Origin of the sequence: Paenibacillus sp. FSL R5-0701, from assembly GCF_037973995.1 — a bacterium.
Taxonomy (GTDB): Bacteria; Bacillota; Bacilli; order Paenibacillales; family Paenibacillaceae; genus Paenibacillus.
This window is the reverse complement of record NZ_CP150230.1, coordinates 2,978,693-3,002,187: the sequence shown is the minus strand read 5'-3', so window position 1 is coordinate 3,002,187 and position 23,495 is coordinate 2,978,693. Positions and strand designations below refer to the sequence as shown.

Annotated in this window: 19 protein-coding genes; 2 read left to right on the top strand and 17 right to left on the bottom strand. The window is 45.4% G+C overall.

Annotated features, from left to right (window positions below; genetic code table 11):
* Positions 1 to 19 precede the first annotated feature (19 nt).
* Positions 20 to 1,561 carry an acyl--CoA ligase gene (locus tag MKZ13_RS13460; protein ID WP_237175779.1) on the bottom strand — a complete coding sequence of 514 codons (1,542 nt, stop codon included), beginning with the start codon at positions 1,559 to 1,561 and terminating at the stop codon, positions 20 to 22.
* A gap of 317 nt (positions 1,562 to 1,878) precedes the next feature.
* Positions 1,879 to 2,883: an aldo/keto reductase gene (locus MKZ13_RS13455; RefSeq protein ID WP_339185389.1), complete on the bottom strand. Its 1,005-nt coding sequence runs from the start codon at positions 2,881 to 2,883 to the stop codon at positions 1,879 to 1,881.
* A 201-nt stretch (positions 2,884 to 3,084) separates the two neighbouring features.
* Between MKZ13_RS13455 and MKZ13_RS13450 the strand changes: the two genes are divergently transcribed.
* Positions 3,085 to 3,930 carry an AraC family transcriptional regulator gene (locus MKZ13_RS13450; RefSeq protein WP_339184614.1) on the top strand — a complete coding sequence of 282 codons (846 nt, stop codon included), beginning with the start codon at positions 3,085 to 3,087 and terminating at the stop codon, positions 3,928 to 3,930.
* 68 nt (positions 3,931 to 3,998) lie between these two features.
* Here the strand turns inward: MKZ13_RS13450 and MKZ13_RS13445 are convergent, their stop codons facing one another.
* The 13 genes from MKZ13_RS13445 to MKZ13_RS13385 all read right to left on the bottom strand — a co-directional run bounded on the left by MKZ13_RS13445 (position 3,999) and on the right by MKZ13_RS13385 (position 19,996).
* Positions 3,999 to 4,397 carry an Asp23/Gls24 family envelope stress response protein gene (locus MKZ13_RS13445; RefSeq protein WP_221819580.1) on the bottom strand — a complete coding sequence of 133 codons (399 nt, stop codon included), beginning with the start codon at positions 4,395 to 4,397 and terminating at the stop codon, positions 3,999 to 4,001.
* A 28-nt stretch (positions 4,398 to 4,425) separates the two neighbouring features.
* The gene (locus tag MKZ13_RS13440) at positions 4,426 to 5,505 is read right to left on the bottom strand and encodes an AI-2E family transporter (protein ID WP_339184611.1); all 1,080 of its coding nucleotides are present in this window, start codon (positions 5,503 to 5,505) and stop codon (positions 4,426 to 4,428) included.
* 34 nt (positions 5,506 to 5,539) lie between these two features.
* Positions 5,540 to 6,997: a HAMP domain-containing sensor histidine kinase gene (locus MKZ13_RS13435; RefSeq protein WP_339184608.1), complete on the bottom strand. Its 1,458-nt coding sequence runs from the start codon at positions 6,995 to 6,997 to the stop codon at positions 5,540 to 5,542.
* Positions 6,975 to 7,682: a response regulator transcription factor gene (locus tag MKZ13_RS13430; protein WP_339184606.1), complete on the bottom strand. Its 708-nt coding sequence runs from the start codon at positions 7,680 to 7,682 to the stop codon at positions 6,975 to 6,977. The genes MKZ13_RS13435 and MKZ13_RS13430 overlap by 23 nt, the downstream gene beginning before the upstream one ends.
* Before the next feature lie 234 nt (positions 7,683 to 7,916).
* On the bottom strand, positions 7,917 to 9,362 hold the full coding sequence (locus tag MKZ13_RS13425; RefSeq protein ID WP_339184604.1) for a 4-hydroxyphenylacetate 3-hydroxylase N-terminal domain-containing protein: 1,446 nt from the start codon (positions 9,360 to 9,362) through the stop codon (positions 7,917 to 7,919).
* A 172-nt stretch (positions 9,363 to 9,534) separates the two neighbouring features.
* Entirely contained in the window at positions 9,535 to 11,493 is a 1,959-nt protein-coding gene (locus MKZ13_RS13420; RefSeq protein ID WP_339184603.1) for an ABC transporter permease, read from the bottom strand.
* Positions 11,468 to 12,238, bottom strand: coding sequence for an ABC transporter ATP-binding protein (locus MKZ13_RS13415; RefSeq protein ID WP_036608600.1), 771 nt, complete (start codon positions 12,236 to 12,238; stop codon positions 11,468 to 11,470). The genes MKZ13_RS13420 and MKZ13_RS13415 overlap by 26 nt, the downstream gene beginning before the upstream one ends.
* 312 nt (positions 12,239 to 12,550) lie before the next feature.
* Complete coding sequence (locus MKZ13_RS13410; RefSeq protein ID WP_339184602.1) at positions 12,551 to 13,534, bottom strand: sensor histidine kinase; 984 nt, start codon at positions 13,532 to 13,534, stop codon at positions 12,551 to 12,553.
* Positions 13,531 to 14,235, bottom strand: coding sequence for a response regulator transcription factor (locus MKZ13_RS13405; protein WP_339184600.1), 705 nt, complete (start codon positions 14,233 to 14,235; stop codon positions 13,531 to 13,533). Before MKZ13_RS13405 ends, MKZ13_RS13410 begins: the two co-directional genes overlap by 4 nt.
* Before the next feature lie 41 nt (positions 14,236 to 14,276).
* Complete coding sequence (gene nagZ, locus MKZ13_RS13400) at positions 14,277 to 15,617, bottom strand: beta-N-acetylhexosaminidase (RefSeq protein WP_339184598.1); 1,341 nt, start codon at positions 15,615 to 15,617, stop codon at positions 14,277 to 14,279.
* Between the two features lie 398 nt (positions 15,618 to 16,015).
* Positions 16,016 to 17,119, bottom strand: a complete 1,104-nt coding sequence (locus MKZ13_RS13395; RefSeq protein ID WP_339184596.1) for an NADH:flavin oxidoreductase — start codon at positions 17,117 to 17,119, stop codon at positions 16,016 to 16,018.
* A gap of 332 nt (positions 17,120 to 17,451) precedes the next feature.
* Positions 17,452 to 18,765, bottom strand: a complete 1,314-nt coding sequence (locus MKZ13_RS13390) for a hypothetical protein (protein ID WP_339184594.1) — start codon at positions 18,763 to 18,765, stop codon at positions 17,452 to 17,454.
* A 181-nt stretch (positions 18,766 to 18,946) separates the two neighbouring features.
* On the bottom strand, positions 18,947 to 19,996 hold the full coding sequence (locus MKZ13_RS13385; protein ID WP_221819591.1) for a 2,3-butanediol dehydrogenase: 1,050 nt from the start codon (positions 19,994 to 19,996) through the stop codon (positions 18,947 to 18,949).
* Between the two features lie 363 nt (positions 19,997 to 20,359).
* Between MKZ13_RS13385 and MKZ13_RS13380 the strand changes: the two genes are divergently transcribed.
* Complete coding sequence (locus MKZ13_RS13380) at positions 20,360 to 21,397, top strand: LacI family DNA-binding transcriptional regulator (protein WP_036608611.1); 1,038 nt, start codon at positions 20,360 to 20,362, stop codon at positions 21,395 to 21,397.
* Between the two features lie 178 nt (positions 21,398 to 21,575).
* Here MKZ13_RS13380 and MKZ13_RS13375 read toward each other — a convergent pair whose 3' ends face one another.
* A complete protein-coding gene (locus MKZ13_RS13375) occupies positions 21,576 to 22,544 on the bottom strand; it encodes a D-2-hydroxyacid dehydrogenase family protein (protein ID WP_339184591.1) in 969 nt (322 codons plus the stop codon).
* Positions 22,545 to 22,846: 302 nt separating this feature from the next.
* Positions 22,847 to 23,428 (bottom strand): TetR/AcrR family transcriptional regulator, encoded by a 582-nt coding sequence (locus tag MKZ13_RS13370; protein ID WP_339184589.1) that lies wholly within the window; start codon positions 23,426 to 23,428, stop codon positions 22,847 to 22,849.
* Positions 23,429 to 23,495 lie beyond the last annotated feature (67 nt).

Below are 23,495 nucleotides of genomic sequence, written 5' to 3'. Positions count from 1 at the left end.
TTTCATCTATAAAAATGATCTAACCATTTCGTTTTTCTTGCTCACGTAACTCGATCCGGCGGATTTTACCAGAGTTGGTCTTTGGCAGATCCGTAACGAATTCGATCTTACGTGGATATTTATAAGGTGCTGTAATTTCTTTGACGTGGTGTTGCAATTCACGCATCAGTTCTGGTGAAGCCAGTGAATCATCTCGCAGTACAACAAATGCTTTAACAATATTGCCACGGATCTCATCCGGACTTGCAACCACCGCGCATTCCTTCACGCTGGCGTGTTTCATAAGTGCTTCTTCCACTTCGAATGGTCCAATCGTGTAACCCGAACTGATGATGATATCGTCACTGCGACCTTCAAACCAGAAGTATCCTTCTTCGTCTTTGCGTGCACGGTCCCCAGTTACAAAATAATCGCCACGCTGACTCGCTTCCTTCCGTCCCTCATCCTGATAATAGGACCGGAACAAAGCTGGCATCTCTTTGTGTACCGCGATATCTCCCACTTCACCCGCAGGCACAGGTTGTCCCTCTTCATCAATAATTTCAATCAATCCAGGTGTAATCGACTGACCCATCGAGCCAATACGTACAGGCGCATCTTTGAGACTGCCGATTAACAACGTGCTCTCGGTCTGTCCATATCCGTCCCGAATAGTCAGGTCAAAGTGACGCTGGAAGATTTCAATAACTTCCTGGTTGAGCGGTTCACCTGCTGAAACTGCACTGCGCAGATGGGACAGGTCATAATGTCCAAGATCATCGGCTTTGGCCATCAACCGATATTCCGTTGGTGTACAGCAAAGGACATTAATTTGATGTTCTTGCATCAGTTCCAGGTAACGCTTGGGCTGGAATGATCCATTGTAGACCAGTCCAGTCGCGCCTCTTCCGAGTACCGACAGGAACGGACTCCAGATCCATTTTTGCCAGCCAGGTGCAGCCGTTGCCCATACGGTATCTGAAGGTTGAATATCCAGCCATAATGAAGAAGCAATCCGCAGGTGGGCATATCCCCAACCGTGGCTATGTACAACTCCTTTGGGATTACCTGTTGTACCCGAAGTATAAGCAAGGATAGCCGTATCATCACGGTGTGTTTCCACCGCAGCCATCTCATCGGGTTGATTCTGCATTAACTGATGCACATTGACCCAACCTTCAGCAGGTACGCTAACTTCTCCATTCGGTGATGCCACGATGCGATGTGCCAGTGACGGCAGATCCGCGTCCATTTTTTCCACTTCCGAGGTCGTCTCGGACCATACAATAACAGCCCGCGCCTCAGAGTGACGCAGACGATATTCCAGATCTTTTGCCCGTAACATCTCGGAGGAAGGAATAACGGCAATCCCCAGTTTCAGACAAGCGATATAAATGACATAGGCAATAATACGGCGTGGTACCATGACCAACACCCGATCACCCTTCTCTAGTCCAAGTTCACGCAATCCTCCAGCAAGACGATTCGCCTGCTTGAATAAATCACCATACGTGATCTCTTCCAATTCTCGTTGATCGCTGAGCCATCTAAGTGCAATCCGGTCTGATGGATGATTCTCCATCTCGGATGTCAGGTTATAGCTTTCAGGCGAAATCCACTGTTCAAAGTTCAAATGGAGCCTCTCCTTCGTAGTTCAATTGTATAGCTTCTATATATTATACCCTAAATCCTAGGACCAGGTGCTATGAACTAGGTTCATTCTGAAAAAATAAACATAGGTCAATTAATGAACTATTATAATAGATCTTATCCTATAAAGAAAATGACATATACAAAATGGCGCCTTCCTGATTGATCAGGTAAGGCGCCATTTCATTCTTAAATTATGTTACATTAAGTTTACCTAACTATAATTTTCACACAGCTATACTGTGTACGTTACCACGGATAATTACCCATTCCGTCCAAAATGCTTTCGATCTCATTCAACTCTTCCGTTGTCAGATCCGGTGCCTGAAGGGCAGCTACATTTTCTTCAATCTGGGACACACGGCTTGCACCAATTAATGCAGAGGTTACACGGTTACCACGCAAAATCCAGTTCAGAGCCAGTTGAGAGATCGTCTGCCCTCTTCGCTCGGCAACCGCCTGAAGCGCATCGAACTTGGCAATCCGTTCGTCCGTGTATGCTTCTTTTTTCAAATTGCCTGTTGGATTGGCTCGTTCTTCCTTGATCTTGTCGACATATTTATTCGTCAACTGACCGCGGCCAAGTGGACAGAATGCAATGGAACCTACGCCCTGCTCATCCAGTACGTCCTGCAAACTGTCTTCAATCCAACGATTGAGCATCGAGTAGTTTGGCTGATGAACCAGACATGGCGTACCCAGACGACGGAGAATGGTTACCGCTTCTTGCGTCTGTTCTGCATTATAATTGGACAAGCCCACATACAGTGCTTTACCCTGCCGCACGATGTGATCCAGCGCCGTCATCGTTTCTTCCAATGGCGTGTCCGGATCTGGACGGTGATGATAGAAAATGTCCACATAATCCAGTCCCATCCGACCAAGACTTTGATCCAGACTGGCAATCAGGTTTTTGCGGGAGCCCCACTCGCCGTAAGGTCCACTCCACATGTGATAGCCTGCCTTCGACGAGATAAGCAGTTCATCCCGATAAGGACGCAGATGTTTTTTGTAAATCACACCAAAGTTCTCTTCGGCTGATCCTGGAGGTGGACCATAGTTATTCGCCAGATCGAAATGGTTAATTCCGAGATCAAAGGCACGCAAAATCATCTCTTCCTGAATATCCAATGTACGGTTGCCACCAAAGTTCTGCCATAAACCCAGCGCAATTTGCGGCAGTTTGATTCCGGATTTGCCGGAACGTACATATTTCATCTCATCATATCGTTGTTCACTCGCAGTATAGGGCATCGTTATTCTCACTTTCCTGTAAGGTTTGTTGAATTCCTTTTCATCTTAGACATTTTCCTGAATAAACGATATGGCATTTCACTTTAAACATATGGAATAATGATTGTTATCTATATATACTAATGTTAAATAATTAATCTTTTCAGATATGTAGTATGTTAAAATGCAAGATGAGACGAAATCGTACAGGAGTGAATACCCTTGATTACGTATATGTTCAAGAACAATCATTTTCAGGAGCTTCAGCTCCTTCATTATGGAACCGAAGCCTGTACACCAGGTCACCACTTTGGCCCCGCGATGAGAGACTATTACAAAATTCATTATATTTTGAATGGCAAAGGCACCTTCGAAGTTGGTGGCACAACGTATACCCTGCACAAAGGACAAGGATTTCTAATCGTTCCGCATTCCGTCGTGCATTACGAAGCAGATCAGGATGATCCATGGGAATACAGCTGGGTTGCTTTTCAAGGCAGCAATAGTTCTTCCTTTTTACAGCAGGCCTGTCTGTCCGAGCATCACCCGATTTTTGAGTTGGGTAATGAGGATGACGAGATGCGATCCTGCCTGCACCGAATGATCAATTCCCGCAATACCCACAAAGGCTGGGAGATTAGCATGACTGGTTTGCTGTATCAATTCTTCTCCATTTTGATTGATCAGGCTAATTCAGAGCATCTTCAACCGATGCAGGATTATTCGAAGGAAACGTACGTAACGCAGGTAATGGACTTCATTGAAATGAACTATGCCAATGCCATTACCGTACAATCCATTGCGGCCCATGTCGGTTTGCAGCGCAGTTATCTGTGCTCTCTCTTCAAGGACCAGATGGGAAGCAGTATTCAGTCGTATCTGGTCCATTATCGGATGCGCAGGGCAGCCGAACTGACGCTTGATCCCGGTCTGACCATTGGTGATATTGCCCGTTCTGTGGGCTATACGGATCAATTGCTTTTCTCCAAAATGTTCAAAAAAGTGATGGGCGAAGCGCCCACCTATTACCGCAAACATAAAACAGCACCCTCCCAGTTAAGTTGTTAATTGGGAAGGTGCTGTTTGTGCCAATCGTTATCCTTACAGTCGTGATTCCTTACATTCTTTTCATTGGTTTATACCATCTCCGGCATGGATATGCCGACAACTTGTACTTTGATTTCATTGACCATGACGCCGGCTAATTGTTCTACAGCCTGTTGAACATTATGTTGAAGTTCACGGCAAACCTCGTGCATCTTGTTGCCATATTGAATATTAATTCGCAGCTGGATGGTTGCCTGATCGTCTTTGACGTGTACGTCAATCCCTTTTTGCAGACTCTTGCCGCTGATACTCTTGGCAATCCCTTCAGTCAGTCCAACGGACATGGAGGATACGCCAGCCGTTGATTGAGCGGCCATCCCCACGATCTTGGATAACACATCGTTCGAGATGTGAATGGTACCCATTTGAACAGATTGAGGTGCGATATATTCAGGTTCGTTGTATTGTTTTTCGATAATTTCAGACATGTGCTCCACTCCTTCGAATAATTAAATTCTATGCATTCTGCCATTTGTCCTTGAAGAACATGTTATAGATTCGAACCAAAAGAATTTTAACGATCATATAAACCGGGATAATAATCAGGATGGCAATAATTCCACCCAAGTCCCCTGCACCCAATACCAAAATGATGGTCGTGAGCGGGTGAATATCGAGCTTTTTGCCGAATACGTACGGTGCAACCAGGTTGTCCTGAATCTGCTGAGCGACAAGAATAATAATCAGGGACCAGATGGCAACCGATGGTGAGACCACTAGACCCATGATCACAATAGGCACGGACGACACAATCGCTCCGATAAACGGAACAAAGTTCATAATAACCGCGATCACCGTGAGCAGTAATGCGTACGGCAGTCCAATGATGAGGAAACCGATATACATCAGTACACCCAGTGCCAGGTTGACCAAGACTCTTCCCACAATAAAACCACTCAGCGCCTGATCAATCTCAATTACGACTTCACGGCTGTCCTTTTGGAAACGTTTTGGAGCGATATGTGCCAATTTACGTCCAAATTTCTCGCCTTGTAACAGCATATAGAACAAAAGGATCGGTAGTGTAAACAAGATGATCGCAAAACTGGAAACGAGTGAGAAAAATCCACTTACGTAGTTGGTCACAAAGTTAAATCCTTTGTTGATATACTCCGTGATCTGGGAGAAAGGTGTCGAGCCCTCAGGGAACAAGTCCTGAATCGCACCATTTTGCTCCAGCTCTCTCAGCTGTTCACTTAATGAATTGATCAGATTCGGCGCGTTATCAACCAGGTTGATCAGTTGCTCACGTAACGATGGCCATAACCCAATGATGAAGAACACTCCCAGAATAGCAATAACCAGATAGATTAGCAAAATACTTAGCGTGCGATTTATTTTCTTTTTCTCCATATAATTCACAAGTGGTCGAAGCAGATAATAAAAGAACACCGACAACATCATTGGCACGGTAATGACCGTGATCATGGTGACGAGCGGCTGAAAGATGAAGCTAACACGTGATAATAAATAGATATTAACCAATATCAGCGCCAGTGCAATACTGAACCGGACAAACGTATTTACTTTGAACAAAATATTTCCCTCCACATGACATTTCTTCTCTTATTTAATTTGGAATCTCAATGGTAAACACGGTGGTCTCTCGCCCACGCCGGGAAAGGATCAGCCGTCCGCCCATTTTCTCCGTATTACGTCGTGCGATGGACAAACCAAGTCCGGTGCCTCCGGTCGCTGTCCGCGCCTCATCCCCTCGAACAAACGGGTCAAAGATCGTTGACCATAGTTCTTGAGGTATGCCCACTCCGTTATCTGCCACCTCTATCACTACATGGGTATGAAGCGGAATGAGTTCGACGCGCAGTTCGGTCCCGATTGGATTATAAGACAGAGCATTGGTAATCAGATTCTGGATGACTCTGGATAACAGCTCCGGATCGTACCTCGCGTAGATCACCTCATCAGGAACAAGTACATGAAGGACAAACTGTTTCTGTTCAATCTCCCCATAGGTATCTGCCATAATCTCGCGCAGGAATTCTCCAATCTCTCTTCTCTGAATATGCATGCGAAAATCGGGCGAATCCACCTTGAGCAGCTCCAGCATATTCTGTATCATGCGTGCAACTTGAACAGATTTGTTATAGATGTATCCCAGATATCTTTGCTGCCTGTCCTTGTCATCTCCACGTCCTTCCACCAGAGCCTGAGCGTACCCCTGTATGGATGTTATCGGTGTCTTCAGATCATGTGATAAATCTACAATCAGTCGCTGCTTGCTCTCTTCGGCGTAACGCTTCTCTGCAGAGGTGTTCTCAATGACATCCGCCATGTAGTTGAAGGTCTCACCTATCTGGACAAACTCTCTCTCAGCTGAAATCGACATCCGTGTACTATAATTCCCCTGTATCATCTGCGTAAGACCCGAGGAGAGGATACTGAGTGGTTTTTTGATTCTCCGTGCGACCCAATAGCTATAGACAAAGATCAACAATAAAACCAAACCGATGCCAATCATAATGTAAAAGGATAATGGATGTTTCAGATTGGTAATCAACTGATTATCATTAATTCGCACGCTGACCAGATCACGCGGAATTTTGAGCAATACATACGCTGCCGCTCCTTCTGTCGAGAGAGGAGTGATCGAATAATAGTATTCCTGGTCACTCCGATTTTCCAGTCCATCATACAGATCGGCTTCACTGTATTGCGTGAACGCATCTTGCTTGTCTCCCACATGATGAATGACATTGCGATTCGCATCCAGAATTTCAATCCAGCCACCGCTGTCCTTGAGACGTTGAATCTCTGTGTCTTTGCCTTTCGACACCGAACCTCCACCGGAGTAAAATTCGTTCTCCAGCTCTGCCACATACACGTGGGCTTCAACATTCAGATCCGGATCAACCACCTGATCCGAAATGCGAAAATCCACGACATCCAGTGAAACCATAAGGTACACAATCAATACCAGTAACAGCAAAAAGAAGTTGAACAGCAAGAAGTCCAGTGTCAGGGATGTCTGCAACAGTCGCTTTTCTCTAGCTTTCCATGGGCGCTTCAATTTTGTATCCCAGTCCCCTTATCGTTTTGAGATATTCCGGTTGTCTGGAGTCACGCTCGATCTTCTCCCGAATGTTGCTGATATGTACCATAATCGTGCTGTCCTCGTGCGCATAATAATCGCCCCAGACCGCTTCGTATATTTTTTTACGGGTGAACACTCGGCCAGGTTGATCAAGCAACAATTCCATAATTTTATACTCTGTAGAGGTCAATGTTACAGGACTTCCTGAACGAAAAAGGATACATTGGGATCGATCCAGCGTCAGATCACCTAAAACCAGATTCTGTTCTTGCGCTTCAGGGATCTCCGTTGCATCAAAATGATTGACTCTTCTGAGCAACGCCTCTACTCTGGCGACAATCTCAAGCGGGTTGAACGGCTTCGCTATATAATCGTCTGCCCCAAGTCCGAGTCCAAGGATTTTATCGTGATCCTGACTTTTAGCGGATAGAAACAGAACAGGCATATGATGTGTGGCTCTGATCTGTTTGATCAACTGCAATCCATCCATTACAGGCATCATGATGTCCAGTATGACCAGATCGATCTGTGTTGAACGTATGGTTTGTAACGCCTCGGCTCCATTCACCGCAGTCTTAATGGTATAGTCCTTCTCCAGATATAGTTGAAGCAGTTCAACAATCTCTGGTTCGTCATCTGCAATTAATACGGTGTATCTCATGTTATTCCTCTCATTTCCTATACTCTATGCCTATCTCTACATTATTACTATATACTACGTCTCTTAATTCAACCTAAATCATTTCTAAAGATAATCTAAATAAATAGAAATAGAGCCCTGGCTCAGGCCAAGGCATTAACTAAAATAGGGCTGTTTTCAGCTTACATTCAAGCTTTTCCGTTCTTCATTCAAGCTTTCCATTCTTCATTCGGACCATTTTATTAGACCATCAGATCAGTCCTTAAGCGAACGTAGCCACGGCTCAACTTTTCCCAATAAACGTTCCTTGTCATACTGCACATATTGGTTCGCCCGATTGCGCACAGGATCACCCGCGTAGAAACGTTCATACAGATCATGCCTTGCTCCGAGTGGACTTCCGGTCAGCTCCCATGCGAGTTGAAAGAGTCGAATCTTCTCCGGGGCTTGTAACGTTACTCCACCAAGATATTTGCCTATCATGGAACCCATCATTTCATTCATCTCAAACGTACCTGAAGGAATCTGAATCAGCCCCCCCGCAGCAATGGTCTTCAAAATCTCCACCGCGCGGGGGTAATAGCGACTGCCCAGATTACGTGCGGTTTCAATATATTTGAATTCCGGCAGCCAGTTGCCAAATGCGTCCGGCTTGGACTGTGCTTCAGCAGCAATAATCAGTCCCTCGATAGTCTGCATCTGACTGATCAACTCTCCAAGTTGTTCCTGCACATTCAGGAAAGAGTCCACCCCAATCTCCTTGGCAATGGATGAGGTCACGGCTGTGATGAACTCCAGTTTCGAGTGTAATCGAATCACACTCTGATGATAGGCCAGACTGGCCGAAGCTGTATTGCAGCGAATCTGCCATACAGCTTCAGGGTTATTGTGCAGTAATACACGTTCCCAGGGCACAAATACATCGTCAAAAAATAATACGGCATCCATCTCATCATACTGCGCACTGAGTGGATGTGATTTATCTGTATCTTTTGTGGCAAAAGATTCACGACACATCATGTGCAAACCCGGACTGTCCGCGGCTACAATTACCATATGGGCCAGCTCTGTCAGGTGGCCTGGAATTCGTTGAACGGGATAAGCAATGATATCATCCGCATAAGGAGCTGCTGTTGCCACCATTTTGGCCCCGCGAATGACTACGCCCTCCGTATTACTTTTGATAATCCGCAGCATGGAATCCTCATCTTCACCAACAGGCAAGGAGCGATTAATCTGCGGGTCACGCTGTACAATTGTCAGGAAGGCATCGTTTCGTTTGGCTTGTGCAAAATAATCCGATATTTTGTCTGCAAATGCCGGGTCATGTGCTGTCATCTCATGTCGTGTTGCATACCAACCGGTCAGGCGGGATCGGGCATAATCAGACAGTCTACTCATCACCCCATACGTCCGATCGGCCCACAGCCGAAAAGCATCCGCCCTGCTGTTTACGTCAGGAAGTGAACGAGGCACAAGAAAAGAGCGATGCACGTAACTTCCCGTCTGTTCGTCCCAATAGGCCTCGGTTTCCCTTGTCTCCGGGTCATCCACCAGATTGAACAAACCTTCTATGGTTCGAAGTGTTCCCTGAAAGGCCTGATGCCCAGTTACCTGGATACGCTCTCCATCCAGCCATACATTCCGCTCATCATTCAAACGTTGAATGTAAGCTTGTCCTCGAGACATCGTGATACTCATGATATTTCCTCCCTCTCAGGCACCGGCCTGACATTCTGTAACTCCATCCTTCTAACTGCTTGAGAAACTATGTAATGATACATTCTGTATCTAATGAAATAGTACTGTGCCTTAGCTAGAAAAGTCAACAGACACCGAGCGATGAGTCCGGTGTCTGTTGGGCCATGCTATTTTAGACTAATTTGGAATACATATGACGCAGATACCGCCAGCGCACGAGTGCAAAATACAAAATTTGCATGGAAGCAAACACCAAGAAGATGCGCAGGCTGTATCCAAAGACCGAGAAATCAACCAGTTGCTGCAACGCCACAAAGGCAACTGAACTGTGGATGACCGCCACCAGAATCGGCAGGAAGAACATAAGCAATAGCTGCCTTGTTACGATCTTACGGAGTTCGGGACGACTCAGTCCCATTTTGCCAATCATGCGATACTGCGCTTCATCCCGTTCTAGATCTGCGTAAAGTCTGAAATACGTGAAACTTGCTGCAAAGGTGAAGAAAACAATGCCAATCAGGCCGCTCAAAATTAGAATGATGCCATTGGTCTGCTTGGAATTAAGCCAATCTACCACAAGCGCGCTGACCTCGTAATAACCTCTGTCGGAATGATCATCTTGAATGGATTTGATCAATTCAGGAGCAAAGCTGCGTGTACCCATCCAATCTTTCACGATAAATTGTATCGTTCGACTCGAATAGAAACCTTCAGGCATGCCAACTTCCTCGTTGTACGCAGGTCTCATCTTATTAAACAATTCGTCGGTTACGACGTAGAGATAAATTTCATATTGAAAAGGAATCACAATATCGGTACCAGGTGTCGATAGCTGGACAGGTATGTGCTGATTATCAACCTCCAGATTGACCTTTCCTCCCGAGGCTCCTTGTTCAACCTGTTCACGGTACTCCTTGCGCATCGCCAAATTGCTTGGTGTCATAAATGACTCATCGATCTGTTTCAACTTACGTTCTTCATACCCCAGTGCCTTCGCAAGACGGTTATAATCACTCAGTTTGATAATCTTCCCATTATTATTTTCACCTATAGGAGCATAACTGCCCTTCACGTAGGGAACTTGATGATCAATCAACGTTTCTTCAATCTTCCGAATATGTCGCTCGGAGTTGGGAGTATCCCAGTTATTCATATAACTGAATGCGTATGGATTCGACATGGACGACAAACCTGGATCAGCAATCGCGAGCATGGTACCAATTCCCGTAAATGAAGAAGCCGAGATGATACTTACCATGAAAAACATGATGGCGTTATCTTTCATTCGATAGGTAAGTTCAGATAGGAAGAGCAGATTGGTTTTACGGAAAAACAACCTTGGATTTCTTTTCAGTGCCCGAATGATGTATACACTGAGCTGTGTGAACAGAAAGTACGTACCTGCAATAACAACCACGACACTTGCGAGTAATAACGGAAAGGAGAAGCTTATCCATACAAAAGTGAATACTCCTGCATAACCCCCACCAATCAACAATACGGATAACAAGGCGAGTAGACGTGAGGCTTTGGGTTCCGGTTTCGGTTTTTCCTCTGATTTCACAAGGTCAATGAGAGTTCCTTTGCGAATGAGCAAGGATGAGGACATCGCGATTACAACAAACAGAAGCAGAAATGCACCAGCCGTCAGGGCAATTCCTTTTAGCGGAAAATAGAATCGTAGGCTGTTCTCAACAGCCAGCATGGAGCCACAGATCAGCAGAATTAATTTGCCGAAAATAATTCCGAGTCCAATCCCGGTAATGATGGAAGCTAATCCGATACACATGTTCTCCATAAACAGAAGTCTGTTCATCTGTTTACGTGTCATGCCTATGATCAGGAAAATACCAAATTCCTTCTTGCGCGTCTTCAGAAATGAACCAACAGAATAGAGCAGGAACAGGAATGAAAAGATGAATATAATGATCTCTGCAATCATAAACCCCTGATTCGCAAGCAACGTAACCGTACCACTTGAACCTTTTAACCCCGCTTTCAGATCAGGATGGAACAAGAGCAATGCATAAGTAAAAAAGATCATGACGGAAAATGTACTGCTCAGAAAATGAGCCAGATAAATTCGTTTGTTGCGAACAACGTTATTAATGGCGAACTGGCGAAAATTCATGTCCTGAACCTCCCATTAGGGATAATACATTAATAATCTTCTGGTAAAAGGCTGCGCGATTATCGCCGTAGTGAATTTCATTATACAGTTTGCCATCCTTGATAAAGACAACCCGACTGCAATAACTTGCAGCTACTGCATCATGAGTGACCAGCAGCATCGTAGCCTGATCCTCTTGATTGCGAGTTTCGAGAATCTCCATGACATCTCTTGCCGCCTTCGAATCCAGGTTGCCTGTTGGCTCATCGGCCAGAATCAGCTTCGGGGAATGGATAAGCGCTCTGGCAATGGCCGTACGCTGTGCCTGTCCTCCTGATATCTCATATGTCCGTTTGTTCAGAATACCCTCGATCCCCAGCTTGCTTGCCAGCTGTTCGACACGTGTGTTCATCTCTGCTAGCGAAACACCGTCAAGAGTCAGTGGCAGCACAATGTTTTCCTTGACTGTCAGGGTATTTAACAGATTGAACGATTGAAAAACGAATCCAAGCTCTTTGCGCCGGAACAGCGCGAGTTCGTCCTGATTCAATTCAAACGGATTCTTCCCTGCAATCCGCAGTTCGCCTGAAGTTGGATGATCAATGGTTGAGATCATGTTCAGCAGCGTTGTTTTGCCACTACCCGATGGTCCCATGATGCCAACAAACTCACCTTCCTGAATACTGAGGTCAATACCTGATAAAGCTTCATAAGATACGATGCCTTTGTAGATTTTACTGATCTGTTTCACAGAACAAATCTCCATGGTTACAACTCCTTAGTGATGTATGAATTCAAAATCAAGTTACATTCATGCTGTGTGCATGTGTATTGTGCGTGGCCTTTCCTGTACTCTTCTGACTACAGTCTATCGAAGTTTTGGCCATTCTCCTATGGTTTAACCTTTCACCAACATGACAATGTTGTAAGGTTGCATCATGAAAATCAAAAAGACGCCTTCGCCCCGATCAGGCAATAGACGTCTATACTTACACTTACACTGTAATATATACTCCACTCACACTTCTTCAACAAAAATACAGACCTCACGTCCCAATCTTATCTTCAACCTGTCACTTCAAGAGTTGAATGTAATTCGGACAGTCGTTCCTTCGCCGTACACAGATTCAAGATCAATCCGATGATTCATCCGTGTTAACACTTCTTTGGCAATATACAGCCCCATGCCTGTGGACTCTTTGAAATGCCGCCCGTTCTCCCCGGTGAAGAAAGGTTGGAATACCCGGTTTAGATCAGACTTCGGAATCCCGATGCCCTGATCCTGCACTTCCAACATGATAGAGCGTTCCGCTTCATATGCACGCACATAGATCTTCTGCCCGTTGCCCGCGGAGTACTTGATTGCGTTCGACAGTAACTGTACCAGGACAAACCGAATCCACTTGGCATCGGATTGTACAACCAGCGAAGGTTCTATATGCATCTCTGGATAGACGTGATTTCGAATAAAGAATCGCTTGAGCTCATGGATCGCTTCTTCCCCAGCGGTCTTCAGTATCACAGGTTCCACACTGAAATCCTGTTCGAAGGTATCCAACCGCGCTACATACAGCACAGTCTCCAATCCCCGTCTCATCTGGTCCGCTTCCTCTCGAATGCTTACAAGCCGAGGATCATCATCTTCCTGACCTTCCACGGTCAACTCGATGACGGATAAAGGTGTCTTCATCTGATGGACCCACTGGTTTATGAATGTCAGATATTCTTGCTGCCGTTGTTCCAGCCGATGGAGATGAGCATGATACTGTCCGTATTGAGAATCCAGCAGCTTCTCCAGCGCCAGTGATAATGGACTTGTTTCGTTCAATGGTACAAATTCCTTCAGCGAATCCATCGATCGTGACATCCGGGTATAAAAGGAGCGATGTGAATAAAAACGATACACCAAATATCCGATGTACAAAAATAATCCCAACGCTACGGCATAAGCAGCCGTGACCCAATCGTTGTAACCGTCATACCAGAACACTGCAACAACGGTGAACAAGATGGCAACAACCCAGCACGTTAAAGCAAGATGTTCTCGTATAAACAATCTCATGATGTTGAAGAGGCCTTCCAGGTATTGTTCAATCGGTAACCCGAACCTCTGACCGTTTCCAGTGCATCCGTAATACCAAGCTCAGCTAATCGTTTACGCACCCGAGTAACGTTAACACTGAGTGTGTTGTCATCCACAAAAGAGTCATCCCACAGCTTCTCCAAGATAGTCTCTCTGCTCACCAGCTTGGGACTGCGGCGCAGCAACGTTTCCAGCAGAATCGTTTCCTTCTTTGTCAGCTGCACTTTGCGATCACCAAGCTGAATCTCCAGTCTTTCCAAGTATACGACCAAGCCGTCCAGTTCCACCTTGCGTTCTTCGTCACGTGCAGCATAGTCCCCATATACCCGGCGCAGCTGACTGCGAATTTTCGCTATAACAATCTCATGCTCAAATGGCTTCGTGATATAATCATCCGCCCCGTTCTCCAGTGCCATGACCTGATCCATCTTCCCACTCCGCGCGGAGATAAACAAAATGGGGCATGTGGACAGTGTACGAATCTGGCGGCACCAATAGAAACCATCGTAGCTGGGCAAGTTGATATCCAGCAGCACCACATGCGGCTGTACCTGCTCAAACTGTTGCACAATCATCTCAAAATCCTCGACCAGAACGGCCCGGTCTCCATAACGCTCAATATGAGATTTCAATAATCCCGCAATCTTGGGATCGTCTTCTATTATCATAATGGTATACATTATTGGATCTCACCTCTGGCAAAATCATAACACAGGATTTATTATCTAGCATCGATTAGCTTACGCCAATCCACAATATCTGCATTCAATTGCTTCAGGTCTCCGGAAGCTTTCTGATCATCGGATAACTTGTATTGTTGCTTCAATGCCAGGATACGATATACACTTTCATCAATTCGGGACTCGGTGATCTTACCTGACTTCACTGCACTTATTAGCGTATCAAAAATCGTCTTGGCACTCTCATAACTGTGAGCTACCAACAGAATGTCACTTCCTGCTTTAACAGTTGCCAAGGCAGCTTCATCCAGCTTGTAGTTCTTCGCGATTGCACCCATACTCAGGTCATCTGTGATGACTACACCGTCATAATTGAACTTTCCACGCAGATGTTCACCAATAATGACATCCGATAAGGAGGCTGGATGATCCGGGTCCAGCTTCGGGAACAAAATGTGTGCAACCATGACCGCCTCTACCTGCTCCTTCACTGCGGCCTGGAATGGAATCCATTCAAGCTTGGCCAGTTGTTTTTCCGTTTTATTCACGACAGGAAGATCAAGATGGGAATCCACAGACGTATCACCATGACCCGGAAAATGTTTCACTACCGGAATAATGCCTTCACTACGTAGTCCCTTCATCTCTGCAATCCCCATACGTGACACCAGTTCTGCCGAGCTGCCGAATGAACGATCTCCAATCACCGGGTTCTTCGGGTTACTGTTCACATCCAGCACAGGAGCAAAGTCCACATTAAAACCCGCAAGCTGAACTTGTCTCGCCAACAATTCGCCCATCGTTTCAGCAAGCGCACTATCTTTTGTCTCGCCTACTTTTCCACTGGAAGGAATGGATTCCACCGTGTCCGGCATACGACTCACTTTGCCGCCCTCCTGATCCACACTCATGAAGATCGGTACCGGGTTGGACTGATTCGCTTCCTTGATGGACTTCACAAACTTGGCTGTTCCCTCGAGTGTTGATACATTGTTGGCATAGAAAATAATGCCCCCTACCTTTTGATTCGTAATCATCTGTTTGGCTTGATCATCCAACGTTGTCCCTTGAACACCGGCCAGTATCATCTGTCCAATCTTCTCTTCTAACGTTAATGAATTGAGCTGCTCCTGCACCGGATCGACTTCTTCTTGCGGTTCCTCTGGTACTTCTTCCTGCGGTGGAGCGGTATTCTGCTCCGGCGATGAAGAAGATTGCCCTGAGTTGGAGCCAGCGTTCGATCCGGTGTTCGAGTCCGTTGCGGAGGAAGGTTTCTGTGCTTGGCCACATGCGGATAAAAGCAGAGCGATCCCCAGCAGAAGACACAGCATCTGCAGTGGTTTTCTCCATTTATTGTTCGAGTTGTACCTATAGTTGTGCAAGGATATTCATCCTCCTTATGTAATGTCATCTTGGTAATCTAAAGGTTCAGGCCTAACCTTATCACAAGGTGAATGATTTTCAAAATGAGCGCTTCTGAATATCGAATCGTTGTTCAGACACTTAAGCGGCAAATAAAGGGGTTGCACTGGAACCTGAGATGTGAAACTTAATGGTGTTGTGACTAGGCGCGTGTGCGATGTATGTGGAGAATAAAAAGGAGTAACGGTGCAGGAAATGAATTCCTATTGTGAATTTTTCATATGTTGAAATTATTAGTATAGGAAAATCAAAAAGCCGCCCAAAGGCGGCCTATTTGTTCGTTTTTGTTTTACTTTTCGTTGTAAATCGTTGCCGTTCAGCGTTAGTTCACCTTTCACCAAACGTTCTTAGGCTTCTATTAATGGAGTGTTTGCAACACTTCCGTTGTAAATGGAATGATTTCGGATATGCGACCTTCACGAACTTTGGCAGGCCATTCGGGATCACTAAGCAGAACACGACCCAAGGCGATCAAGTCAAATTCATTGTTCTCCAACTTCTCATTTAATTGATCCAAATGGGCATCACCTGTTCCTTGGTTCTCGGTTGCTCTGTCTACGAATTCAGCTTCAAGACCTACCGATCCAACGGAAATAGCTGGTTTACCCGTTATTTTTTGTGTCCAACCCGCAAGATTCAGCTCAGATCCTTCAAATTCCGGTAACCAGAACCGGCGTGTAGAGCAATGGAATATATCCACGCCAGCAGCACTAAGTGGGGCCAAGAATTGCTCCAATTGTTCTGGCGTTTCCACCAGACGTGCCTCATAATTCCCCATCTTCCATTGGGAGAACCGGAGCACAATTGGGAAATCAGGACCAACCGCCGCACGACAAGCTTTAATCACTTCAACCGCAAATTGGGTTCGACGTACCAAATCACCACCATAATTGTCGGTCCGTCGATTCGTCTGCTCCCAGAAGAATTGGTCAATCAGGTATCCATGGGCTCCGTGCAGTTCAATGCCGTCAAACCCAATTCGCTGTGCATCCGCTGCCGCTTGGGCAAATGCCTGTACAAGACCTTGAATCTCCTCTTCCGTTAATGGTTCACGTGATGGTTCACCTGCCATGCTTACCCCGGACGGACTTACAGGCTCAGCTTCTGCGTTAGGTAAGTCACCGGAACGACGCGCTGTACCCACATGCCACAATTGTGGCATGATTTTGCCACCCGCTTCATGCACTGCTTTCACTACATTAGCCCATCCTTGCAACGAATCCTCACCATGGAATAATGGAATACTCGCTCCACTAACCGAAGATGGATGATTAATGCCTGTACCTTCCGTTATGATGAGCCCCACTCCACCTGCTGCTCTGCGACGATAGTATTCAGCAACTTCTGGTCCAGGTACACCCTCTGGTGAGAATCCGCGAGTCATGGGTGCCATAACGATTCGATTAGACAATGTTAGCTTGTCCGAGGTGAAAGGTTTGAATAATGCTGAAGGTACGTTCATAGTACATTGCTCCTTTGCAATTGGAAGTGTGGAACTCCGCATCCACATGAAATGCGACATGCTTTTGTATATTGTAACACGTGTAATCCAGTTGACTGGTTTAGGATTATTTCTCTATCCATTTTATAGTTTCTTAATTTTATTTTCAAATTTTCGAAGTTGGGCTTTCAAACTACTCTTATAGAAAAAAAAGAAAGCTACCTTACGGCAGCCTCTGTTGGATCACACTACCGAAGCAGTCTGACATGCACTCTACTACATCTTAAAGTATTTTCCCGGTCACCAATAATGTGGATGTAGCATAGTATATAATCCATAATCTTCCTTCCAATTTAATTAGCATTCACGGGGATATCACTGCGATTCACTCGAAGCAATTTCCCTGATGAAGTTGATAACACATCCGGATCGGTACCCAGACCAAAGTAGAAGTCACCCTCGTTCTCTTCGAAAGACTTGGCATAGGTGTCCTGGTTAAAACGTAAAATCTCATTCCATGTGGTCAGATCCGTGGATTGGTAGACCCGATTGATATACAGATTGGCACTTTGGCGAGTGTACGTAAGCACATACACCTTGCCATCACGCAACAGCACATCGGTTGGGAGCGCCTTGGCATCTGGGAGATTAACTCGCCTTGCCTGATTAATGTCGGTCATGACATTCAAAGATTTGGGCAGCAGCTGCCCATCATTGAACACGCCTCCCGCTATATAGAGCAACTTGTTATTAAAGTTAACATTTTTGCCTATTTTATTATAAGGAATCGTGCCCATTTGATAGGTTAGTCCAGGCAGCATTTTGCTGCCATAAATGACAACATCCCGTTTCTCAAGCTTTTCGTTAATCTCCAGAATATTAGTTTTGTCATTCCATATTTTATTGGCAGGATACATCATGCCAGATGCATATAACTTGCCATTAAGATGGAACATGGTATAGGCCCGGAAACCAAACGTATTAATGGTCGCATATTTCTGCCAAGTTTCACCTTCATTATGAGAGATTAATATTGTTGGTTTGGAATCTGTCCCCAGCGCGGCAAACATCTTGCCCTGATAAGATGCCAAATCGTATACGTGTACACCCAACGGCAGATTGCGATATTTGGTCCACACATCTCCATCTAGACGATAGAAGTTACCCAGTTCCCACTGTTCACTATCGGAATCATTGCCAGGAATATATAACTTGTCGTTTAATACTCTGTAGATATCAATCTGTTCCTCATCCACATACATCTTCGTTGATGGCAAGATGCCCGGGTTGCTGTTAGTCACCGACTGGGTCTTAAATTTTGCATTCGCTGTATCATAATAAATGACTGGGATAGGGCCTGAATTTGGAGCTACGCCCAGATTGCTGCTATTTCCGTGGCCCAAATATATTTTGCCGTTGTACAGTTGCATGTCCCAGACGTTATTAGCATATGGTGTTTTGGTAAAAGGTCTGCCTAGCAGTTCGATCTTCGATGTTACATCGGCTGAACTGATCGGTGCATTCGACACCTTGGCAAGCCCACGTTCCGTCGCAGGGGGTTGACTCGTTGAGGTGGCGTTTTTCGGCTTGGAGTTCCCCATAAGCATCCAGCTCATTCCTGCGACAATGGTCAAAATTACGGCTGTCCATTTTGTATGTCTCTGCATGTCCGCTTCCTCCTTCATTTTTTCATCATCATTACCTTCACACCAAGATGATACAATTTGTATCTTTTTATACTATGTAAAACCACCCGCACATGCAACAAATTCCGCCCTATTTATACAAAAAAAGTAGACAATCACATCTGTTGATGTGCTGTCTACTTGTTCATACTATCTGTGATTTCTATTCAGCTTTTACCAAAATCTTAACCTGATTTTTCTCTTTCAACAGTGCTTCAAATCCATGCTCTACTACTTCATCCAACGAAATTCGTTTGGTCACCAGCTTGTCAGCTGGGAAGAAACCTTTATCCATCAGACTGATAACCGCCGGGAACACATCGCGATAACCAATAATGCCATTAACTGTACGTTCTTTCATAACAATAGAGTTCGGGTGAATCGGTGCTTCCTGTTCAAAAATACTGACGATCATCAACTCTCCACCAATACATGTCGAATCGATAGCTTGTTGCAGAACACGTGGAACACCGGTTACTTCATAGGCTACGTTAACGCCGCCTTGTGTACGTTGATGGATCTCTTCCACGACATTAAACTGCATTGGGTCAATCACAATGGCACCGAGCTCTTCGGCTTTTGCTTTCCGTTCATCCGATAACTCCACCACATAAATATCCGACGCTCCCGAAGCTTTAAGCGCTTCGATGACCAGTAGTCCGATTGGGCCTGCACCAAACACGGCTGCCGTATCTCCGACTTTCAGCTTGCTTTGGCGCACAGCGTGAAGTGCTACAGCTGAAGGTTCAACCAACGCACCTTGCTCATACGAAATTGAATCCGGAATGGCATGTACCATGTTTTCTGCAGCAGTTACATACTCGGAGAATCCTCCTCCGCCTCCAGCGAGTCCAAGGAAACCCATCTGATCGCACAGATTGTATCTGCCCTGTTTACAAGCTTCGCAGTGTCCACATGCATAGATGGGTTCTACCACAACACGATCACCTGCCTTGAAACGTGTAACGCCTTCCCCTACTTCAACCACCTGTCCTGAGAATTCATGCCCCATAACTATAGGCGCTTGTTCCCCTGTTAGCGGATGCGGTGCTTGAGCGGGAATGAAGATTGGACCTGCTGTGTACTCGTGCAAATCACTGCCGCAGATACCGCACCATTCCACTTTTATTTTGACCTTCCCTTCTTCAGGGTGAGGTTCATTAATATTTTCGAGACGTAAATCTTTGACTCCATGCCAACGTAATGCTTTCATTCATTTCATCTCCCAGATCATAATTTGTGATATAATCGGAAACGTTTCCGTAAATTAAATATGTCACATTTTAGATACGCTGTCAAACATATTTCTCCACTAATATGTCTATTTCGTGATCATATCGAGTTACTTTAAGAATGCTTATACTTTAATTAAAGTGATCTTAGCGGTATTACAAACGATGTAATCCTTGTTATATTGTAGATCTATTAAAATTTAATCAGGTCTCGCCATAAATCTGGTCCTTTCACGGGTTACTTCATTGTTCAAATGTTATAATCAAGTTATATAACTATCGTGAAGTTCATACATATTCCTAATAATTCGGAATCGTTTCCGATAAAGTGAGGTAACCGTACATTGAGGAAAGAACAGAAACTTACGATCAAGGACGTTGCAGAGCGTGCCGGCGTGGGCATCGCTACCGTATCCCGGGCCATCAACAATTCAGAAGGCATCAGTAGTAAAACACGGGATAAAGTGATGCAGGCCATTGAAGAACTGGGGTTTGTACCCAACACCTCGGCACAGAGTCTAAAAATCCGGCAAACGCACCAGATCGCGCTTGTGGTACCTGACATACGTAACGCCATCATTCCGGAAATCTCCTGGTCTGTAGAGCAAACGGCGAAGCAGCATGGGTACCATGTCGTGCAGATCAATACGGCAGGCAATGCCAGAACGGAGCTGGAAACCATTCGTAATGTCAAAAAATTGCATGTGGACGGACTGATTTTCATGCCTCTTGCGTACCCCAAAACGTTACCCGGACTGATTGATAAAGCGCCGCTCCCTATCTCCATGATTAATTACGGCAAAAAACTGGAACCGGGCATGAAGGCAGATATCGTCTCTTTGTCTCAACCTGAAGGCAAACTGGTGATGGAACATCTGTTCAAAATCGGCCGGACTCGAATCGCATATGCCGGTGCACCCAAAGACATTATTGAAGAGCGCTTCCGTGCTTATGAGCAAGCTGTAGGCCATGTGGACATTTCTCTCGTCTACTTTGGTGAGGACTTTTCATTAAATACAGGTGCCAATGCTGCAGATTATTTCTATGGACTTACGCATATGCCAGATGCTGTCTATGCCATTAATGATATGGTTGCTATCGGATTGGTTAATCGGTTCAAGGAGTTAGGGGTTCGTGTACCTGAAGATGTGGCAGTTGTGGGTGTGGATAACAATCAATGGACAACCGTCACGTCTCCTCAGATTAGTTCCGTCTCCATTATGGGCGAAGAAGTCGCCAGACTTGCTACCGAGCTGTTGTTAAAACGAATTCGGGAGATGAGCACGACCGATTACGAACACATCCAATTTGAACCGCGCTTAATCGTTCGTGAATCAAGCGTCGCCATGATTCATTCCTCCCAGCGAGGACCACACAGTTAAGTTTGATGAGAGGGATGGGTCAGCAGGATAGGATGTATTTTACCTCCATCCCTTCATTTGTTCTGCTAGACAGATATACTAAAAAGGTGTTGCTCAGGTCTAACTCTTTCCTGGCAGCACCTTATTTGTCGTTGATTCTATATAAGTATAGTAGAGTCATACTCCGCATACGTTCATTCTAAGAAAGCAGTTGCCTGATCGGCGTTCCCTTCAGGAACATCGCTATATTCTCTACGGTATGATTATAATAGATCTCATAATTGCCACGAGTCACATAACCCAGATGCGGTGTTGCAAGGACGTTGGGTAATGTTCGCATCACATGGTTAACTGGTAGCGGTTCCTGTTCATATACATCCAGACCTGCACCAGCAATCACACCACTCTGCAATGCCTCCACCATGGCTTCCTGATCGACAATGCCCGCTCGCGATGTATTGATGAGTAGCGCACTTGATTTCATTAGTTGAAATTCGGCTTGTCCGATCAGATTCCGCGTACGATCACTTAATACCAGATGTATGGATACGATGTCGCTCTCTGCAAGCAATTTCTCCTTGGTCTCGGCCCAGATCACACCATGTTTTTCGGCTTTTTCTGGTGTTAGATTCTCGCTCCAGGCCATCACATTCATGCCAAATGCTTGTGCGATCTCAGCCATGCGAGTACCTATTTTGCCCAAACCAAGCAGTCCAAGTGTTCTCCCATGCAGATCCAACCCGACCGTACTCTGCCAGTTTCGATTGGAGCGAAGTGCATTATTTTCCGTAACCAGTTGTCTGGACAGCCCCAAAATCAGTGCCCATGTAAGCTCCGTCGGCGGATTAGAGCTTCCCTCGGTTCCACACACAATAATCCCGTTCTTCTCTGCAGCCTTGAGATCTATCGACGCGTTGCGCATACCACTTGTAATCAGAAGTTTTAGCTTAGGGAGCTGCGAAATGACCTTCTCCGGAAACGGTGTACGCTCCCGCATCAGCACCACGATATCGAAATCCTGCAATTCCTGAATGACTTTTTCTTCCGAGCCCATATAGTTGTTGAATGTCTGAATCTCCACCTGATCCATCAACGAACTCCAGTCCGCCGACGTCAGCGCAACGTTCTGATAGTCATCCAAAACGGCACAGCGCAACTTCGTATTCATTTCTGATCTCCTCCTATATCTGCTAAATTATTGTCTATATAAATTAAACTAAAGAATATTTACACTAGTCACTCCAATGACAGAACAACCTTCTGATCGCTGTTATCCCCAGATTTTTTTCATTTCATTTTCTAGAGGGAAATTCCGGGGATAAGCTTATGCTTCCGATGTAGCTTTCTTTCAGAAAGCTTTTAGCTCCGCTTCCTCAGCTTATTTCTGTCCTCTCCGTTTTGTGTAAATGTAAAGTTCAATTTAAACATATTGTAGCAACTCCGCATCACTTTAAACAGAATAATTCCCTATTACTGTAACAAAGACAGCGTAACCTGGATGCTCTGCTCTACAAACAAACGCTCAGGCCCCGATTTCATCAATACAGTTAATCCAATCATGGATACTACCAGAGACTGTGCGACCGCACTCGCGTTCATGTCAGTAGACAACTCCCCGCTCCGTTGCCCTCGTTCTATCGTTTCTTTGAAAAGTACACCCAGGTACATCTGATGCTCCCGTGTAAGGACAGCGAATTTGGGATCATGGGGAGCCAGCTCAACCATCGTATTAATGCAAAAACAGCCGTGACTAGGCTCGGTCACACTCCCCTCTGCTCCAATATGTTCAAACAATCCACGAAAGGCTTCCCGCACGGAGGAGCCCTGTTGAAGTCTGACTCTGACTTGGGCCGCATGCTGAGTGGTATACCTGCGAAGTGCTGTTTCAAATAATTCCTTTTTATCTCCAAAAGCCGCATACAGACTGGGACGTTGTATGCCCATTGCGGTCGTCAAATCATTTAAAGATGCCGCTTCGAACCCTTTGTCCCAAAACGTATGCATCGCTGCATCGAGTGCTTTATCCGTATCAAATTCCCGTTGTCTAACCATACAATTCACCTCTTTATGTATCGATCAGTATGTTTATATATTTTAACCTCACTCTTATTACAAAGTC

What these genes read in the sequence shown, in the direction of transcription:
- MKZ13_RS13460 (WP_237175779.1), bottom strand. Translation starts at nt 1,561, where the DNA reads ATGGAGAATCATCCATCAGACCGGATTGCACTTAGATGGCTCAGCGAT.
- MKZ13_RS13455 (WP_339185389.1), bottom strand. Translation starts at nt 2,883, where the DNA reads ATGCCCTATACTGCGAGTGAACAACGATATGATGAGATGAAATATGTA.
- MKZ13_RS13445 (WP_221819580.1), bottom strand. Translation starts at nt 4,397, where the DNA reads ATGTCTGAAATTATCGAAAAACAATACAACGAACCTGAATATATCGCA.
- MKZ13_RS13430 (WP_339184606.1), bottom strand. Translation starts at nt 7,682, where the DNA reads ATGAGATACACCGTATTAATTGCAGATGACGAACCAGAGATTGTTGAA.
- MKZ13_RS13425 (WP_339184604.1), bottom strand. Translation starts at nt 9,362, where the DNA reads ATGAGTATCACGATGTCTCGAGGACAAGCTTACATTCAACGTTTGAAT.
- MKZ13_RS13420 (WP_339184603.1), bottom strand. Translation starts at nt 11,493, where the DNA reads ATGAATTTTCGCCAGTTCGCCATTAATAACGTTGTTCGCAACAAACGA.
- MKZ13_RS13415 (WP_036608600.1), bottom strand. Translation starts at nt 12,238, where the DNA reads ATGGAGATTTGTTCTGTGAAACAGATCAGTAAAATCTACAAAGGCATC.
- MKZ13_RS13410 (WP_339184602.1), bottom strand. Translation starts at nt 13,534, where the DNA reads ATGAGATTGTTTATACGAGAACATCTTGCTTTAACGTGCTGGGTTGTT.
- MKZ13_RS13405 (WP_339184600.1), bottom strand. Translation starts at nt 14,235, where the DNA reads ATGTATACCATTATGATAATAGAAGACGATCCCAAGATTGCGGGATTA.
- MKZ13_RS13395 (WP_339184596.1), bottom strand. Translation starts at nt 17,119, where the DNA reads ATGAACGTACCTTCAGCATTATTCAAACCTTTCACCTCGGACAAGCTA.
- MKZ13_RS13390 (WP_339184594.1), bottom strand. Translation starts at nt 18,765, where the DNA reads ATGCAGAGACATACAAAATGGACAGCCGTAATTTTGACCATTGTCGCA.
- MKZ13_RS13385 (WP_221819591.1), bottom strand. Translation starts at nt 19,996, where the DNA reads ATGAAAGCATTACGTTGGCATGGAGTCAAAGATTTACGTCTCGAAAAT.
- MKZ13_RS13375 (WP_339184591.1), bottom strand. Translation starts at nt 22,544, where the DNA reads ATGAATACGAAGTTGCGCTGTGCCGTTTTGGATGACTATCAGAACGTT.
- MKZ13_RS13370 (WP_339184589.1), bottom strand. Translation starts at nt 23,428, where the DNA reads ATGGTTAGACAACGGGAATTTGATACGGATAAAGCACTCGATGCAGCG.